The 14,408-nt window shown below is 70.8% G+C and carries 13 protein-coding genes; 7 read left to right on the top strand and 6 right to left on the bottom strand.

Features of this window, described 5'->3' with window-relative positions; translation table 11 throughout:
* Window positions 1–40 precede the first annotated feature (40 nt).
* Both ACFYW9_RS08660 and ACFYW9_RS08655 read left to right on the top strand, forming a co-directional pair.
* Window positions 41–1,183 carry a methyltransferase gene (locus tag ACFYW9_RS08660; RefSeq protein WP_389146520.1) on the top strand — a complete coding sequence of 381 codons (1,143 nt, stop codon included), beginning with the start codon at window positions 41–43 and terminating at the stop codon, window positions 1,181–1,183.
* Between the two features lie 155 nt (window positions 1,184–1,338).
* Window positions 1,339–2,736: an FAD-dependent monooxygenase gene (locus tag ACFYW9_RS08655; protein ID WP_351862732.1), complete on the top strand. Its 1,398-nt coding sequence runs from the start codon at window positions 1,339–1,341 to the stop codon at window positions 2,734–2,736.
* A 109-nt stretch (window positions 2,737–2,845) separates the two neighbouring features.
* Here ACFYW9_RS08655 and ACFYW9_RS08650 read toward each other — a convergent pair whose 3' ends face one another.
* The 3 genes from ACFYW9_RS08650 to ACFYW9_RS08640 form a co-directional block, all read right to left on the bottom strand.
* Window positions 2,846–4,078 carry an MAB_1171c family putative transporter gene (locus ACFYW9_RS08650; RefSeq protein ID WP_351862731.1) on the bottom strand — a complete coding sequence of 411 codons (1,233 nt, stop codon included), beginning with the start codon at window positions 4,076–4,078 and terminating at the stop codon, window positions 2,846–2,848.
* 476 nt (window positions 4,079–4,554) lie between these two features.
* On the bottom strand, window positions 4,555–5,406 hold the full coding sequence (locus ACFYW9_RS08645) for a ketose-bisphosphate aldolase (protein ID WP_389146515.1): 852 nt from the start codon (window positions 5,404–5,406) through the stop codon (window positions 4,555–4,557).
* Window positions 5,407–5,607: 201 nt separating this feature from the next.
* The gene (locus tag ACFYW9_RS08640) at window positions 5,608–6,489 is read right to left on the bottom strand and encodes an SIS domain-containing protein (RefSeq protein ID WP_389146511.1); all 882 of its coding nucleotides are present in this window, start codon (window positions 6,487–6,489) and stop codon (window positions 5,608–5,610) included.
* Between the two features lie 122 nt (window positions 6,490–6,611).
* Between ACFYW9_RS08640 and ACFYW9_RS08635 the strand changes: the two genes are divergently transcribed.
* Both ACFYW9_RS08635 and ACFYW9_RS08630 read left to right on the top strand, forming a co-directional pair.
* Window positions 6,612–7,391 (top strand): DeoR/GlpR family DNA-binding transcription regulator, encoded by a 780-nt coding sequence (locus ACFYW9_RS08635; RefSeq protein WP_389146508.1) that lies wholly within the window; start codon window positions 6,612–6,614, stop codon window positions 7,389–7,391.
* Between the two features lie 196 nt (window positions 7,392–7,587).
* Window positions 7,588–9,033 carry a glyceraldehyde-3-phosphate dehydrogenase gene (locus ACFYW9_RS08630; RefSeq protein WP_351862727.1) on the top strand — a complete coding sequence of 482 codons (1,446 nt, stop codon included), beginning with the start codon at window positions 7,588–7,590 and terminating at the stop codon, window positions 9,031–9,033.
* Between the two features lie 153 nt (window positions 9,034–9,186).
* Here ACFYW9_RS08630 and ACFYW9_RS08625 read toward each other — a convergent pair whose 3' ends face one another.
* Window positions 9,187–9,342 carry a hypothetical protein gene (locus ACFYW9_RS08625; protein WP_351862726.1) on the bottom strand — a complete coding sequence of 52 codons (156 nt, stop codon included), beginning with the start codon at window positions 9,340–9,342 and terminating at the stop codon, window positions 9,187–9,189.
* Window positions 9,343–9,383: 41 nt separating this feature from the next.
* A complete protein-coding gene (locus tag ACFYW9_RS08620) occupies window positions 9,384–9,683 on the bottom strand; it encodes a hypothetical protein (RefSeq protein ID WP_389146504.1) in 300 nt (99 codons plus the stop codon).
* Between the two features lie 551 nt (window positions 9,684–10,234).
* Between ACFYW9_RS08620 and ACFYW9_RS08615 the strand changes: the two genes are divergently transcribed.
* Together ACFYW9_RS08615 and ACFYW9_RS08610 are read left to right on the top strand one after the other, a co-directional pair.
* A complete protein-coding gene (locus tag ACFYW9_RS08615) occupies window positions 10,235–11,404 on the top strand; it encodes an MFS transporter (protein ID WP_389146754.1) in 1,170 nt (389 codons plus the stop codon).
* Window positions 11,405–11,548: 144 nt separating this feature from the next.
* Window positions 11,549–12,313 (top strand): maleylpyruvate isomerase family mycothiol-dependent enzyme, encoded by a 765-nt coding sequence (locus ACFYW9_RS08610; RefSeq protein ID WP_389146501.1) that lies wholly within the window; start codon window positions 11,549–11,551, stop codon window positions 12,311–12,313.
* 24 nt (window positions 12,314–12,337) lie between these two features.
* Here the strand turns inward: ACFYW9_RS08610 and ACFYW9_RS08605 are convergent, their stop codons facing one another.
* Window positions 12,338–12,760: a MarR family winged helix-turn-helix transcriptional regulator gene (locus ACFYW9_RS08605; RefSeq protein WP_389146498.1), complete on the bottom strand. Its 423-nt coding sequence runs from the start codon at window positions 12,758–12,760 to the stop codon at window positions 12,338–12,340.
* A gap of 85 nt (window positions 12,761–12,845) precedes the next feature.
* On the opposite strand from ACFYW9_RS08605, the gene ACFYW9_RS08600 reads away from it, so the two are divergent.
* Window positions 12,846–14,405 (top strand): MFS transporter, encoded by a 1,560-nt coding sequence (locus ACFYW9_RS08600; protein WP_389146495.1) that lies wholly within the window; start codon window positions 12,846–12,848, stop codon window positions 14,403–14,405.
* Window positions 14,406–14,408: the final 3 nt, after the last annotated feature.

Raw genomic sequence — 14,408 nt, 5'->3', positions numbered from 1 at the left:
ACCCCGGGTCGCATAGCCTTGACCCACGATGAACGACCGGATGACGACACCCTGGGGCGAGTACGAACTCGCCCGCTTCCCCGAGGACCCGCGCGACCGGCTGCGGGCCTGGGACGCCGCCGACACCTATCTGCTGCGGCACCTCGCGGAGAGCGGCACCCCGCTGACGGGTTCGGTCGTGATCGTCGGCGACCGCTGGGGCGCCCTCACCACGGCGCTGTCCGAGCGACGGCCGACGCAGATCACCGACTCCCACCTGGCGCGGGAGGCGACCCGCTCCAATCTGGCGCGGGCCGGTGCCGAGGAGTCCTCGGTCCGGCTCCTCACGACGCTGGACCCGCCTCCCGGGCGGATCGACGTGCTGCTCGTACGGGTGCCGAAGAGTCTCGCCCTGCTGGAGGACCAGCTGCACCGGCTGGCACCCGGCGTGCACGAGGGAACGGTGGTGATCGGCACGGGGATGGTCAAGGAGATCCACACCTCGACGCTGCACCTCTTCGAGCGGATCCTCGGTCCGACCCGCACGTCGCTGGCCGAGAAGAAGGCCCGCCTGATCTTCTGCACCCCGCTCCAGGGGATCGCCCGGAGGGCCAACCCCTGGCCGTACAGCTATCTGCTGCCCGACGACGTCGGCCCGGTCTCCGGCCGTACGGTCGTCAACCACGCGGGAGTCTTCTGCGCCGACCGCCTCGACATCGGCACCCGCTTCTTCCTCGGGCATCTGCCGCGCAGCCGGGGCGCCGAGCGGGTCGTGGACCTGGGCTGCGGCAACGGCGTGGTCGGTACGGCCATGGCGCTCGCCAATCCCGAGGCCGAGGTGCTGTTCGCCGACGAGTCGTTCCAGGCGGTGGCCTCGGCGGAGGCGACGTACCGGGCGAACGCTGACGGAAAGGCCGAGTTCCTCGTCGCTGACGGGCTGGAGGGAGTGCCTTCCGGGAGTGTCGACCTCGTCCTGAACAATCCCCCGTTCCACTCCCACCAGGCGATGACGGACACGACCGCCTGGCGGATGTTCTCGGACGCCCGGCGCGCGCTGCGGCCGGGTGGCGAGCTGTGGGTGATCGGGAATCGCCATCTCGGCTACCACCTGAAGCTGCGCCGCCTCTTCGGCAACAGTGAACTGGTCGCGGGTGACGCCAAGTTCGTGATTCTCCGGGCCGTGAAGAAGGACGCCGGGCGATAGGGCTCGTCCGAGGCCGTCCGACCAGGGCGGGGCTGTCCCGGGGGACGCCCGCGCTCGACCCCGCGGACAGAATCCGCTCACTTTTTGATCACCTCTGGACACCTGCGCCTACAACCGTAAAGTGATGCCGATCACCAATGACAACTGGGGGAATCATGTCGCGCCGCGCTGTCGTCATCGGCGGGAGCGTGGCCGGCATGCTCGCCGCCGCGGCCCTCTTCCGGTCCATGGACGAAGTGATCGTCCTGGAGCGCGAGGAACTGCCCGACAGACCGTCCCCGCGCAAGCGGATCCCCCAGGCACGGCACGCCCACGTCCTGCTGCCCAGCGGACGTGACGCCATCCAGGAACTGCTTCCGGTGGCGAACGTGCACCGGCGCCTGCTCGCCGCGGGAGCGCGCGAGCAGCCCATGACCGACATACTGGGTTTTGGCCCGCAGGGCTGGCAGCGACGCTGGCCGACCGTGACCGACGACCTCCTGCTCACCTGCTGCAGCCGTGACCTGCTCGACTGGACCCTGCGTGACGCGGTCCTGAGCACCACTCCCGTCGTCGTCCGCCGTGCCGAGGCACTGTCCCTGGTGGGAACGGCGGAACGCGTCACCGGTGTACGGGTCCTCTCCGAAGGCCTCGAGGAGGAACTGCGCGCCGATCTCGTCGTCGACGCGAGCGGACGGGGTTCACGTGTCGAGCACTGGCTCGAGGGGCTCGGCGTGACGGACATACCCACCGACGAGGTCGACTCGGGGCTCGTCTGCGCCAGCCGGGTCTTCCGCGTCCCGTGGGGCGCGGAGGACTTCCCGCTGACCCAGGTCGAGGCGGACCCGACGGATTCCCGGCCGGGGCGCTCGGGGACTCTGGTGCCGATCGAGGACGGCCGCTGGCTGGTCACGCTCGCGGGCACCCGCGGCGGCGAACCCACCGCCGACCCCGAGTACTTCACCGACTTCGCCCTCCGCCTGCGCCACTCTCTCATCGGCCGGCTCGTCTCCGTCGCCGAGCCGCTCGGCGAGGTGTTCCTCAGCCGCAGCACCCGCAACAGACGCCGTGACTTCGAGAAGGCCGTGATGCCCGAGGGCCTGATCGTGCTCGGGGACGCCGTCGCCACCTTCAACCCCGTGTACGCGCAGGGCATGTCCGTCGCGGCCCTGGGTGCCCAGGCGCTGAGCCGGCAGCTGCGGCAGACCGACGTCACCGCCCCGGGCTTCGCCCGCGACGTCCAGCGGGCGGCCGCCAAGTCCGTCTCGGCCGCCTACACGATGAGCACGTCCCAGGACCAGTGGTTCCCGGAGGTCGTCGGCAGGGCTCCGAGCCTCGCGGACCGGCTCCTCAGCCAGTACATGGGCCGGATGGCACGTGTGGCGACCACCTCGTACTCCGTGTCCGCGGCCAAGTGCAAGGTCGCGACGCTCCAGGCCGACACGAGCAGTCTGCTGCACACCGAGCTGCTGATGGCCACGTTGAAGGGCCCCGTCATGGAGCCGTTGACCGGGCCTCCGCTGACCGCCGAGGAGAGCGCCTTCCTCGACTCCGTGGGCCCGCTCGCCGTGTGACAGCGGGTGCCGTGCGGGCGCTGGTCCGACCGGACCCGCGCTCCCGGCCTCCGTCCTGCCGTCGTACGAGCACCCGGAGTGCCCGGAGTGCCCGCCGCGTCGGGCGTGGTCAGGACAGCTGTCGCACCGCGGTCCTCCGGGACTGGACCGCGGCGTCGACGATCGGCGTGCGCACCGCCTTGGACAGGCTCAGCAAGGACGGCTGACCCGTGTCCAGCGACCGCGAACCGCCCTCCGGCCGTCGTACGCGCGCGCTGACCGAGACCACCACGTCGACGTCGCCGACCGAGATGCCGATGGTGCCGGTCTCCGCCATGGGGGCCGGCGTCTCGGCCAGAGCGGCCACGGCGACCATCGCGGCCATCCCGATCACCTCGGCCTCCGCCGCCGAGAACCCGGCGGCCAGCGCGTCCCGGCAGGCACGGCTGCGCACCTGGTCGTCGAGCTGCCCGGCAAGCCGTTTGAGGCCGTCACGGATGGCGGTTTCCCGTGTGGTGAGCCGCAGTTCGACGTCGCCGATCATCCGCCACGACAGCGCGGTGACACAGCGCCGGCGGCTGGTCGGTCCCGCCAGCAGACGGAACAGCGGACGCAACCGCACGAACGCGACGGCCGAGTCGATGCGCGGGCCGACGAGGGGAAGGATGTAGCCGGCCGAGGCCAGACAGGAACCGACGGCCACCAGCGGTGCGACGCTGGTGCTGAGGCTGTCCCAGCGGTGCCCGAGCCAATGAGCGCTCAGCGCCACGGACTTGACGATGCCGTAGGCGCTGGTGAACAGCCAGCCCAGCACGAGCAGGGCGAGCGAGCCCCGGGTCCAGCGTTTCACCTTCCGTATCCAGCTCCAGCACAACAGGGTCGTCGTCACCGCGGCCACCATGTGCGCCACCAGATACAGCACGATCATCTCCCGGATGAACGGCGTCGAGGCGTAGTAGGTGTCGAAGTCGGCCCGGCGTTCGACCGGCGCGTCGCCCAGCGAGAACAGCACGCCCTCGGCGGCGATCACTCCCAGATAGCTGAACAGCCAGGCCCGGGCGGTGCGCCGGACCTGGGCGGGGTCGTTGCCCCGCCAGTGCACGATGAGGATGAGGGAGGCCGCGCCGAAGGCGGTCACCGCGCCGTACGTCAGCGGCGCCGCGATGTTCGGAATGCCCGTGAGGCTGTTGACGAGAATGACGGTGGGCGGCGCACCGAGCACGAAACAGAGTCCCGACAGCAGGATGACGGCGCAGAACGACCGCTTGAGCGGGTCTCTGCGATGGCGGCGCAGGTCGGGCAACTGGGCGGCGAGTCCCATCCAGAGGACGGCCGCGGCCAGGTAGTAGATCAGTCCGTTCACATCGGGCCCAGAGGTGCGCGTGGGCCGAGTTCCCGGTGCGCGCCGGGGGACGGGCACGGCCCCCGGCGCGAGCCGGAGTGCCGACCGGTTCCGGACAGCGACTCGTTCACCGGGGCGTACACCCCGTCGTCGCGCGCCGACACACGGATACCAGCCAGAAGTTGACCGCTCAAGGCCTTCTCCGTCCTGCGCCCGGCCCGGTGCCGGCCCTGCCCCGAAAACACCGCGAACCCCTGCTCCCCGCGTCCATGGGGCCTACGGACGCGTGCCCGAGTGACCTCCGGGGCGAAGCTTCACCCGCGAGCGTACCGTGCCCTTTCGGCCTCCTCATGGTGGTTCACCCTAGCCACCTTGTCACCCGCTCGAACTGCCGTCGGTGCAAAAGCACATACGTGGAAACCGGCTTCCACGCGACCCGGTACCCGCCGGGCGACCGCCTTGGGGCGCATATCCGGCCGTAGCGGCACCTGGACGGCTCACCCCCGCAGCACACCGATGAGCCCCGCCACCGTCCGCGCCATCGCCTCCCGTCCCACGCCCAGGTACTTCCGCGAGTCCACGGCGTCGGGGCTGGCCGTGAGGAACTCCCGGATGGCGCCCGTCATCGCGATGTTCAGCGCGGTACCGACGTTGACCTTGGCGATACCGCCTCGGACGGCCGCGCGGAGCTCCGCGTCGGGCACCCCGGAGGAACCGTGCAGGACGAGGGGGACGCCGAGCGAGGCCGCCAGGCGCTTGAGCAGGTCGTGGTCGAGTGCCGCGGTCCGGGTGGTCATCGCGTGCGAGCTGCCGATCGCCACGGCCAGCGCGTCCACACCGGAGTCGGCCACGAAGGCGCGGGCCTCCCCCGGGTCGGTACGGGCACCGGGCGCGTGCGCGTCCCGCGGGGACTCACCGTTCTTGCCGCCGATCTCTCCCAACTCCGCCTCGATCCACAGGCCTTGGGCGTGCGCCCAGTCGGCGGCGGCCCGGGTCGCGGCGAGGTTCTCCTCGTAGGACAGGCGCGAGGCGTCGTACATGACGGAGCTGAACCCGGCTTCGGGCGCCTGGCGCAGCAGTTCGTCGCTCCGCACGTGGTCGAGGTGCAACGCGACGGGCACGGAAGCCCGTTCGGCGGCGGCGGTAGCGGCACGGGCCAGCGGGAGCAGTCGTCCCTGACGGAACTTGACCGCGTTCTCGCTGACTTGGAGGACGACGGGCGCGCCGGCCGATTCCGCCCCCGCTATGACGGCTTCTACGTGTTCCAGTGTGATGACGTTGAACGCGGCGACGGCGGTCCGGGCCTCGGCGGTCCGGGCGACCAGCTCACCGGTTGCGGCGAGGGGCACAACTCCTCCTGCTCCATGGGGGATCGAGCCGGTTCCGCGGCTTCGGCGGCGTGAGCGGCGTCGGCGTCGGCGTCGGGTTCAGAGGTGCAGCGACCTCAGCGGCTTCAGCGACTCAGCGGCTTCAGCGACTCAGTGGCTTCAGTGGCTTCAGTGGCTTCAGTGGCTTCAGTGGCTTCAGTGGCTTCAGTGGCTTCAGTGGCTTCAGTGGCCGAGAATCACCGAGCGGGTGAGGTGGCGGGGCCGGTCGGGGTCGAGGCCGCGCGCCGCGGCGACGGCGACGGCGAGGCGTTGGGCGCGGACGAGTTCGGCGAGCGGGTCGAGGCCGCCGTCCACCCACAGCCCGCCGGTCTCCCGGACCTGTTCGGCCAGTCCCTCGGGTGCTTCGCCGAGCATCCAGGTGGCGGTGCCGTGGGTCGTGATGCTGATGGGGCCGTGCCGGTACTCCATCGCGGGGTAGGCCTCGGTCCAGGCGAGAGAGGCCTCCCGCATCTTGAGCCCGGCCTCGTTGGCGAGCCCGACGGTCCAGCCGCGGCCGAGGAAGGTGAACTGCGAGCAGTCGACGAGCCCTTCGGGCAGCGGGGTGCCGAGCGCGGTGCGCGCGTCCGCGACGACGGTCTCGCCGTGCAGGCCGAGATGGGCGCGGAGCAGGGTGAGCGCGGTCGTCGCGAAACGCGTCTGCACGACGGAGCGCTCGTCGGCGAAGTCGAGCACGACGACGTCGTCCGCGGACTTCATCACGGGCGTGTGCGGATCGGCGGTGACCGCGGTCGTACGCGTGTGTCCGCGCAGTCGCCCGAGAAGGTCGAGCACTTCGGTGGTCGTCCCGGAGCGTGTCAGGGCGACGACGCGATCGTACGAGCGGCCCGCGGGGAACTCCGAGGCGGCGAAGGCGTCCGTCTCCCCCTGCCCGGACTCCTCACGGAGCGCGGCCGCGGCCTGTGCCATGAAGAACGAGGTGCCGCACCCCACGATCGCGACGCGTTCCCCCGCCGTCGGCAGCGCGGCTTCGTGCGTTGCCGCCTCGTCGGCGGCGCGGATCCAGCACTCGGGCTGGCTGCTCAGCTCTTCCTCGACATGCGTCATGCCGTACCCCTCCCGCTGATGCTTGTTTCTGCAAGATATAGCGAGGTTTCGAGCACAATCAAGCATTTGAACGTGCTGGGGGTGCGTTAAGGTCGCGAAGGACCGAGGAATGGAGGGCGCTGATGTCGCGGGACGCCCGGTGGAAGGCACTGCTGGAACTGCTCGTGGAGCGGGGCCGCCTGGACGTCGAGGAGGCCGCGGCACGGCTGGAGGTCTCGGCGGCGACGATCCGGCGCGACTTCGACCAGCTCGCCGAGCAGCAGATGCTCGTGCGCACCCGGGGCGGAGCGGTCGTGCACGGCGTCTCCTACGAACTCCCCCTGCGCTACAAGACCGCCCGGCACGCCTCGGAGAAGCAGCGCATCGCGAAGGCGGTGGCGGACCTCGTCGCCCCCGGCGAGGCGGTGGGCCTCACCGGCGGCACCACGACGACCGAAGTGGCCCGCGCTCTCGCCGTACGCCCGGACCTGGCGTCGGGCTCCCCCGCGCTGACCGTGGTCACGAACGCGCTGAACATCGCGAACGAGCTCGCCGTGCGCCCCCAGTTCAAGATCGTGGTGACCGGCGGGGTCGCCCGGCCTCAGTCGTACGAGCTGATCGGGCCGTTGGCGGACGGCGTCCTCGAACAGATCACCCTGGACGTCGCCGTGCTCGGCGTGGTCGCGTTCGACGCCACGCACGGTGCCGCCGCCCACGACGAGGCGGAGGCGGCGATCAACCGACTCCTGTGCGAGCGGGCCGAACGCGTGATCGTCGCCGCCGACTCCAGCAAACTGGGGCAGCGCGCGTTCGCCCGTATCTGCGCGGCCGAGTCGGTGGACACACTCGTCACGGACGCGGCGGCCGGGCCCGAGATGATCGGACGGTTCGAGGACGCCGGGCTCGAGGTCAGGGCCGTATGACCCTCCGGCACCTCTTCCTGCCGGTCACCCGCGCCTGAACCGACGGCGCACGCGCCTCTGGAGGGCCGGAAGGGTCGGAACCCCCTGCCCTGGAGGCCTGGCGGACGCCCACCTCCCCACAAGTGGACACCGCATGAACATCAAAAGGAGGGTCCGGTTACCATATGAGCGCCACCTAGCTCGAAAGATGATTCCTGTGACTGTCAACGACGACGCGTTCACCAACTGGAAGACCCGCGAAGAGATCGCGGAGTCGATGATCCCCATCATCGGGAGGCTTCACCGGGAGCAGGACGTCACCGTCCTCCTGCACAGCCGCTCCCTGGTGAACAAGTCGGTGGTGAGCATCCTCAAGACCCACCGCTTCGCCCGGCAGATCGCCGGCGAGGAGCTCTCGGTCACCGACACGCTGCCGTTCCTCCAGACGCTCACCACGCTCGATCTCGGCCCGTCCCAGATCGACATCGGCATGCTGGCCGCGACGTACCGGGCCGACGACCGCGGCCTGTCCGTCGAGGAGTTCACCGCCGAGGCGGTCTCCGGCGCCACCGGCGAGAACAAGATCGAGCGCCGCGAGGGACGCGACGTCGTCCTCTACGGTTTCGGCCGCATCGGCCGCCTCATCGCCCGCCTGCTGATCGAGAAGACCGGCTCCGGCAACGGCCTTCGCCTGCGCGCCATCGTCGTGCGCCAGGGCGGCGACCAGGACATCGTCAAGCGCGCCTCGCTGCTGCGCCGCGACTCCATCCACGGCCAGTTCCAGGGCACGATCACCGTCGACGAGGCGAACAGCACGATCATCGCCAACGGCAACGAGATCAAGGTCATCTACGCCAACGCCCCGTCCGAGATCGACTACACGGCGTACGGCATCAAGGACGCCATCCTCGTCGACAACACCGGCAAGTGGCGTGACCGCGAGGGCCTCTCGAACCACCTGCGCCCCGGGATCGACAAGGTCGTCCTCACCGCTCCGGGCAAGGGCGACGTCCCCAACATCGTGCACGGCGTCAACCACGACACGATCAAGCCGGACGAGCAGATCCTGTCCTGCGCCTCCTGCACCACCAACGCGATCGTGCCGCCGCTGAAGGCGATGGCCGAGGAGTACGGCGTTCTGCGCGGCCACGTGGAGACCGTCCACTCGTTCACCAACGACCAGAACCTGCTGGACAATTACCACAGCTCCGACCGCCGGGGCCGCTCCGCGCCGCTGAACATGGTCATCACGGAGACGGGTGCCGCCTCCGCGGTCGCCAAGGCGCTGCCCGACCTCAAGGCGCCCATCACCGGAAGCTCGATCCGTGTCCCGGTGCCGGACGTCTCGATCGCGATCCTCAGCCTGCGCCTGGGCCGCGCGACCACCCGCGAGGAAGTCCTCGACTACCTCCGCAACGTCTCGCTGACCTCCCCGCTCAAGCGCCAGATCGACTTCATCAGCGCCCCCGACGCGGTGTCCAGCGACTTCATCGGCTCGCGCCACGCCTCGATCGTCGACGCCGGCGCCACCAAGGTCGAGGACGACAACGCGATCCTCTACCTCTGGTACGACAACGAGTTCGGCTACTCCTGCCAGGTCATCCGCGTCGTCCAGCACGTCTCCGGCGTGGAGTACCCGACGTTCCCGGCTCCGGCGGCCTGAGCCGCCGATCCGCCCAGAGGTTCCCGTCGGGTCGGCGAGGGACGCCCGGGCTTTCACGGCTCGCGCTCGACCAGCGCGGCCCATAGGGCCGCGACCCGCTGAGGGCCGCCATCCGTGTTCCGGGTGGCGGCCCTCAGCGGCGCGGCGACGGGGTCAGGGACAGATCCAGCAGTAGAGGCGGGCATCCCGCGGGACCGCTCGGCCGGCGAGCTCGGACAGCCGTTCCAGGAAGCCGGCGAGATCCCCTGGATCAGCCGGGTGGCGGAAGGTGCCCTCGGTGCTCGACCAGTCGGAGGCGACGTCGCGCAAGGAAGTGGCTTCACAGGTCGCGAGCGCGTCCCCCAACAGACCTAGACCATGGTCAAGAGGTGATCCGTGGGGCTGTAGTCGATCTTCCAGTCCGCACAGACCCCGCAGGATCCGTCCTCGACGCACCGCAAGCCCACAGTCACCCAGCGGACCGATCCGTCACCGCCGAGCGAGAACGCGACCGCGGCCTCGAACTCCTCGCTCCCGCAGGGGCAGCCGGCGGCACCGGGCTCGTCGTCCTCCCAGGACTCCTCGTTCCAGTACTCCTCGCTGTCCGCGATGAACGCACGACTGCCGCAGCCAGAACACTCCCGTTCCGCTCCGGAGGCATTCGCCGACACGGAGAACACCCGGCCGCCGCACCCCTGGCAGACGGAAGGAGCAATCCTCACCGGGCGGCCGTCAACAGCCTCCCGCAAGAACGCCGCGAGCTCGGCGGGGACACCTTCGCCAACCTGATCATCAGCATGCACAGTCGCATCGTTCCAGACGCCCCGAACGCACACCCGACCAGCCGACCAGCCGACCAAAGAGCGACGGGGAATCCCGTCCCACCGGACCCCGGTCGCCCCTCGTTCGCGTGACATCCATCCTGCGCGGCATCCCTCCTGCGCGACGCCGGCCACTGAGCACCGGCCGCCGCGGGGGCGCCCCACGCACCCCTCGCCCGACCCGCGCCCGCCGCACCGTTCCACGCCTGTCCGAACGGGGCTCGACCGGGGCCGGAGCGGGGCTCGGCGGAGGTCCGAGCGGGGCTCCACCCCGCTCCCACCAGCACCTTCGTACGGCGGCGCCTCTCGCGTCCCGCCCCCGACGCCCCCTTGCCCCGAGCGTGGCAGCCGTCTAACGTGAGTTTGTGCCACAAATAAACAAAATGGTTCCGCACAGCGTCGTGCCGGATCGCTCCCTCACCCGACTCCGCGTGATCATCACCGCCTTCTTCGCCCTCGACGGCTTCGTGTTCGCCGGCTGGGTCGTCCGGATCCCCGCCATCAAGCACCAGACCGGCGCTTCCGCCGGCGCTCTCGGCCTCGCGCTCCTCGGCGTCTCCGCCGGTGCCGTGATCACCATGATGCTCACGGGGCGGCTGTGCCGACGGTTCGGCAGTCACCAGGTGACCGTGGTCTGCGGGGTGCTGCTGTCCCTGAGCATCGTCCTGCCCCCGCTCGCCGGCTCGGTACCGGTTCTCGGACTGTTCCTGCTGGTCTTCGGCGTCGGCTACGGCGGCATCAACGTCGCCATGAACAGCGCGGCCGTCGATCTCGTGGCAGCGCTGCGACGCCCCGTGATGCCGAGTTTCCACGCGGCCTACAGCCTGGGCGGCATGCTCGGAGCGGGCCTCGGCGGGCTGGTCGCCGGATATCTGTCACCGACACGCCACCTGCTCGGCATCGCCGTCATCGGCCTCCTCGCGACCGGCGTCGCGGGACGCGCGCTGCTTCGTGAGGACGCCCCGGTGTCACCGGATCGCCCACGGGGTGACGCCCCCGAGGGCCGACGCCCCCTCGTCGGATCCCGCACCCGTGGCCTGGTGGTGGTCTTCGGGCTGATCGCCCTGTGCACCTCGTACGGCGAGGGCGCGCTCGCGGACTGGGGCGCGCTCCATCTCCAGCAGGACCTGGCCACACACCCGGGGACAGCCGCCGCCGGATACTCGTGCTTCGCCCTCGCCATGACGGTCGGCCGGCTGAGCGGGACGGCACTGCTCGAACGGCTGGGCCGGACCCGCACCTTGGTCATGGGCGGCACGACGGCCGCGCTCGGCATGCTGCTCGGTTCCCTCGCGCCTTCCGTCTGGCTGGCTCTCGTCGGCTTCGCCGTCACCGGGCTCGGCCTCGCCAACAACTTCCCCGTGGCGGTCGACAGGGCCGGCGCGCTCGCCGGAGCGAGCGGGGTCGCGGTCGCGTCCACCCTCGGGTACGGGGGCCTGCTGCTCGGGCCACCCGCGATCGGGTTCATGGCCGACTGGTACTCCCTGCCGACGGCACTCACGAGCGTGGCGGCGCTGGCGGCCGTGGCCGCCCTGATCGGATTCGCGACGCGCCGGGCCGCGGTGGGCTGACAGGGGACAGCGTGGGCTGACGGGGGGACAGCGGTGGGGGTGAGGAGCGGCCGGCCCGAACTCGGCCCCTCTCCCTCGCACTTCGACCTCACGCTTCGGCCTCGCACTCCGCGTGCCCGGCCCGCGTCGGGCACAATTCCCGGCATGGAGATTCGGGAGTTCGTGGAAACCCTGGACAGGGAGGGCCGGTCGCTGGCCGCGGCCGCGGAGAAGGCGGGCGTCGACGCCGAGGTCGCGACCTGCGCGGGCTGGCGGGTAAGGGATCTGGTGCGGCACACGGGCATGGTCCACCGCTGGGCCACCGCGTTCGTCGCCGAGGAGCACACCTCGTACCACCCCGACGGCGGTCTGCCGGATCTGGACCACGACGAACTGCTCACCTGGTTCCGCGACGGGCACGCCCGGCTCGTGGACACCCTGGCCGGCGCCTCGCCGGACGTGCGGTGCTGGAGCTTCCTGCCGGCACCCTCGCCGCTGGCCTTCTGGGCACGCCGTCAGGCGCACGAGACCACGGTGCACCGGGTCGACGCCGAGTCGGCGCTCGGCGTCGAACCCAGCGCCGTCCCGCCGGACTTCGCGGTCGACGGGATCGACGAGTTGCTGCTCGGATTCCACGCGCGGGACAGGAGCAAGGTCCGGACCGAGGAGCCCCGTGTCCTGCGCGTGCGCGCCACGGACCGCCCGGACGCCGTGTGGACCGTACGCCTGTCGTCCGGAGCGCCGCTCGGTGAACGCGGCGGTCACGCGGGTCCGGACACCGACGAGAACACGGACGTGGACTGCGAGTTGGCGGGACCGGCCGCGGGGCTCTACCTGGCCCTGTGGAACCGCGCGCCTTTCCCGGGCGTGACGGGCGACGCCTCGCTCGCCACCCTGTGGCGGGAGAAGTCCGCCATCACCTGGAGCTGAGGACACGACCGGCCGGCCGGTCCGTCAACCCGGTCGACCGCAGGACGGCGCCGGGCCGCCCGCCAGCATCCGGGACAGGACCGCACGCTGCAACGGCAGTACCTCGCCGTGCAGTTCGCGCCCCTTCGGCGTGAGGCACACGCGTACACCCCGCCGGTCCTCGGCGCACATCCCGCGCGTCACGAGACCGTCCTTCTCCAGGCGCCCGATCAGCCGGGACAGGGCGCTCTGGCTGAGGTGGACGCGCTCGGAGATCTCCTGGACCCGGAAGCTGGGGCCGCCGTCCGCCGCGGTGCCCGCCACCAGCAGGTCCAGGACCTCGAAGTCACTGGCTCCCAGGCCATGGGGATGCAGCTCGCGATCGAGCTCGCACAGGGTACGGGCGTGCACCGTCAGGATGTCGCGCCACTGGTCCACGAGCCCTCGCTCGGCATTCTCGGCCGCCATGCACGCACCGTAGCAAAGAATCAAATTTGTTGCATCAGAATTAAATGCGCTTGCAATCAATGCATGTGCATGTACTGTCGGCGGCATGACCTCTCCGCTCACCCACCCCGTGCCGGGACGCTGGACCCCCCGGCTGTGGGGCACCTTGCTCGTGCTCTGCGCCGCGATGTTCCTGGACGCGCTGGACGTGTCGATGGTCGGCGTGGCACTGCCGTCCATCGGCTCCGAACTCGACCTCTCCACCTCGACCCTCCAATGGGTCGTCAGCGGCTACATCCTGGGATACGGCGGGCTGCTCCTCCTCGGCGGACGCGCCGCCGACCTGCTGGGCCGCCGCCAGGTCTTCCTGGTGGCCCTCGCGGTGTTCGCGCTCGCCTCGGTGCTCGGCGGACTCGTCGACTCCGGCCCGCTGCTGATCGCCAGCCGTTTCATCAAGGGTCTGAGCGCCGCGTTCACCGCACCCGCGGGCCTGTCGATCATCACCACGACGTTCGCCGAGGGTCCGCTGCGCAACCGCGCGCTCTCGATCTACACCACCTGCGCGGCCACCGGATTCTCCATGGGCCTGGTCCTGTCCGGTCTGCTCACCGAGGCGAGCTGGCGTCTGACCATGCTGCTGCCCGCGCCCATCGCCGTCGCCGCCCTGTTCGCGGGCCTGAAGCTCATCCCGCGCAGTGAGCGCGAGAAGAACCACGGTGGTTACGACATCCCCGGCGCCGTCGTCGGTACCACCTCGATGCTCCTGCTCGTCTTCACCGTCGTCCAGGCGCCCGAAGCCGGCTGGGGATCGGCCCGGACCCTGCTGTCCTTCCTCGCCGTCGCCGTGCTGCTCAGCGTCTTCACCGCCATCGAGCGACGGAGCCCGAGCCCGCTGATCCGGCTCGGCGTGCTGCGCTCCGGCAGCCAGATCCGGGCCCAGCTCGGCGCGATGGCGTTCTTCGGCTCGTACGTCGGCTTCCAGTTCCTGGTCACGCTGTACATGCAGTCGCTGCTCGGCTGGTCGGCCCTGCACACCGCGCTCGCCTTCCTGCCGGCCGGCGCGCTGGTGGCGCTGTCCTCGACCAAGGTCGGGGCCGTCGTCGACCGGTTCGGCACACCGCGGCTCATCGCGGCGGGCTTCGCCCTGATGGTCACCGGGTACGCGCTCTTCCTGCGTGTCGATCTCGACCCGGTCTACGCGACGCTCATCCTGCCGACCATGCTGCTCATCGGCGCCGCGTGCGCCCTCGTCTTCCCGTCGCTCAACATCCAGGCCACCAACGGCGTCGACGACCACGAGCAGGGCATGGTCTCGGGCCTGCTCAACACCTCCGTACAGGTCGGCGGCGCGATCTTCCTCGCGGTCGTGACCGCCGTCGTCACCGCGAACTCCTCCGAGGGGTCCTCGCCCCAGGACGTCCTCGACAGCTACCGGACCGGCCTGATGGTGGTGACCGGCATCGCCCTGGCGGGACTGCTGATCACACTGCCCGGCCTGCGCGCCCGGCGGCCGCGGGAGTCCGTCGTCGTCGCCCGGTCCGAACGGGCCGACCAGGTCGGCCCGTCCGACCCGACGAGCCCGTCCAGCCAGCCCGTTCGCTCCGACCGGTCCGGCCGGACGGTGGGCGAGCCGGGGGCGGAGCGGGTCGGCGTCCACGATCGGTGAACA

Origin of the sequence: Streptomyces sp. NPDC002698, assembly GCF_042888945.1 — a bacterium.
Classification (GTDB): domain Bacteria; phylum Actinomycetota; class Actinomycetes; order Streptomycetales; family Streptomycetaceae; genus Streptomyces.
This window is presented reverse-complemented; position numbering and strand designations above follow the sequence as displayed.

Coding starts and splice junctions, on each gene's coding strand:
- ACFYW9_RS08660 (WP_389146520.1), top strand. CDS start 41: ATGACGACACCCTGGGGCGAGTACGAACTCGCCCGCTTCCCCGAGGAC.
- ACFYW9_RS08655 (WP_351862732.1), top strand. CDS start 1,339: ATGTCGCGCCGCGCTGTCGTCATCGGCGGGAGCGTGGCCGGCATGCTC.
- ACFYW9_RS08640 (WP_389146511.1), bottom strand. CDS start 6,489: ATGACGCATGTCGAGGAAGAGCTGAGCAGCCAGCCCGAGTGCTGGATC.
- ACFYW9_RS08635 (WP_389146508.1), top strand. CDS start 6,612: ATGTCGCGGGACGCCCGGTGGAAGGCACTGCTGGAACTGCTCGTGGAG.
- ACFYW9_RS08610 (WP_389146501.1), top strand. CDS start 11,549: ATGGAGATTCGGGAGTTCGTGGAAACCCTGGACAGGGAGGGCCGGTCG.
- ACFYW9_RS08605 (WP_389146498.1), bottom strand. CDS start 12,760: ATGGCGGCCGAGAATGCCGAGCGAGGGCTCGTGGACCAGTGGCGCGAC.
- ACFYW9_RS08600 (WP_389146495.1), top strand. CDS start 12,846: ATGACCTCTCCGCTCACCCACCCCGTGCCGGGACGCTGGACCCCCCGG.